Origin of the sequence: Anaerovibrio sp., from assembly GCF_051866355.1 — a bacterium.
Lineage (GTDB): Bacteria > Bacillota > Negativicutes > Selenomonadales > Selenomonadaceae > Anaerovibrio.
The window spans coordinates 1-1,758 of sequence record NZ_JBJDWZ010000147.1 but is presented as its reverse complement, the minus strand read 5'-3'; the positions used below and the strand labels follow the sequence as shown (position 1 = coordinate 1,758).

Sequence of the window (1,758 nt, the reverse complement as noted above, 5' to 3'; positions counted from 1 at the left end):
GGCATGGGGTGGCAGGCTGCACTTGAGCTGGCAAGGTCAGGTGCGAGGGTGCTGGCTATAGCGCGTCGTGAGGATAAGTTGCTTGAGCTGCAGGCGGAGTGTAAGGATAGGATATTCATTGCGCCCTTGAATGTGTGTGATAGTGAGAAGATGGAAAATGCTGTCAAGGATTTTGTGGCGGCAAACGGCAAATTGCATGGCGGTATCCATGCGGCCGGAATTAATAATTTTACGCCGTTAAAGACCTATGACAAGGAATTGGCTCAAAATATAATGGATATCAGTTTTTGGGCCGGTATTGAGTTAACCAGGTTGATAACAAAGGTAAAATATGGCAACAAAGGCATGTCAATAGTTTTGTTTTCGTCTGTCTGCGCAGAATCAAGAGAAAAGGGAATGTTTGCCTATGCAGCTTCAAAGTCTGCGGTAAATGGCTGTGTCGGCTCGTTGGCGAAGGAGCTTTGTGCCAAGGGGCATCGCATTAACAGCATTATGCCTGGCTGGGTGAATAGTTCGGCTATGACATCGAGCTTTGATGGGATGATTGAGCAAAATTTTTTTAAAAAAAATCATCTCTTAGGGCTGGCTGAGCCACAGGATGTAACGGGGATGGTGCTGTTTCTGCTAAGTGGCAGGGCGCGCTGGATAACAGGAACCAGCATTGCTGTGGATGGAGGATTTTTAGCGTAGGAGTTGTTGAGCATTGAAAGCGTACATCAAAAAGATAGCGTATTATCTTCCGGAAAATATGGAGGAAAATCCGCAGGGACGTCTGCGGAAAAAGACCGGCATTGACAGGCGTCATATCTGTGGTGAGGGGGAAATTGCCTCACAGCTGGCTGGAAAAGCCGCGGAAAATGTATTTGCTCTGGGGGTGAAGCGCAGTGAGGTTGAAATGCTTTTGCTGTGTACGCAGTCGCCGGATTATTTTTTGCCAACTACGGCATGCATTCTGCAGGACAGACTGGGACTGCCAAAAAATTGCGGTGCATTGGATTTCAACTTGGGGTGTTCAGGGTATATTTATGGGCTGAGCCTGGCCAAGGGACTGATTGAATCGGGGCAGGTCAATAATGTTCTGTTGCTGACTGCGGAAACCTATAGCAAGTATATAAATGAGCATGACAACAGCGTTAAGCCGCTTTTTGGTGATGGAGCATCAGCCACGTTTATTGAGGCGGTGGATACGGATGAGCCGGGGCTGGACGGTTTTGTGACAGGTACGGATGGAGGTGGATATGCGGCTCTGATTGTCCCTGCTGGTGGTATGGCCAGACCGTATAATACGGCATCTGGAATTGAAAGGGCAGATGAATATGGTAACCTGCGTACAGATTTTGATTTGCATATGAAGGGAAACGCTATCAGCGAGTTTGCGCTGGAGGTTGTGCCTGATACATTACAGAGGATATTGGCAAAGACAGGCAAGGCAAAGGAGGATATCGGATATTTTGTGTTTCATCAGGCTAATAAATTTATGCTGGAATATTTGCAGCAGAAGTGTGGCTTGATGGATTGTCCTTATTGGAATGATGTAGCAGAGTATGGCAACACGGTGTCAAGCTCTATACCGATTGCTATTTGTGATATGTTGCGCCGGGAAAAGCCTGCCAATCCGCTGATTCTGTCCATCGGGTTTGGCGTGGGGCTGTCATGGGGCGGGTGCTTGATAAATCTGCGTTATGCCAGCACGTTTTGAGCGATGGCTGGCAGGAAAATCGGTCTGGCGCAAGCTGTTCCGATGCGGTTCTTATAGCG

Annotated in this window: 2 protein-coding genes; both read left to right on the top strand. The window is 48.0% G+C overall.

The features are described from left to right. Positions 1–690: SDR family NAD(P)-dependent oxidoreductase (locus ACI3UA_RS07845; RefSeq protein WP_439724259.1), on the top strand; the 690-nt coding region annotated here is incomplete at its 5' end. 13 nt (positions 691–703) lie between these two features. After that, positions 704–1,699 carry a 3-oxoacyl-ACP synthase III family protein gene (locus ACI3UA_RS07840; protein WP_439724258.1) on the top strand — a complete coding sequence of 332 codons (996 nt, stop codon included), beginning with the start codon at positions 704–706 and terminating at the stop codon, positions 1,697–1,699. Positions 1,700–1,758: the final 59 nt, after the last annotated feature.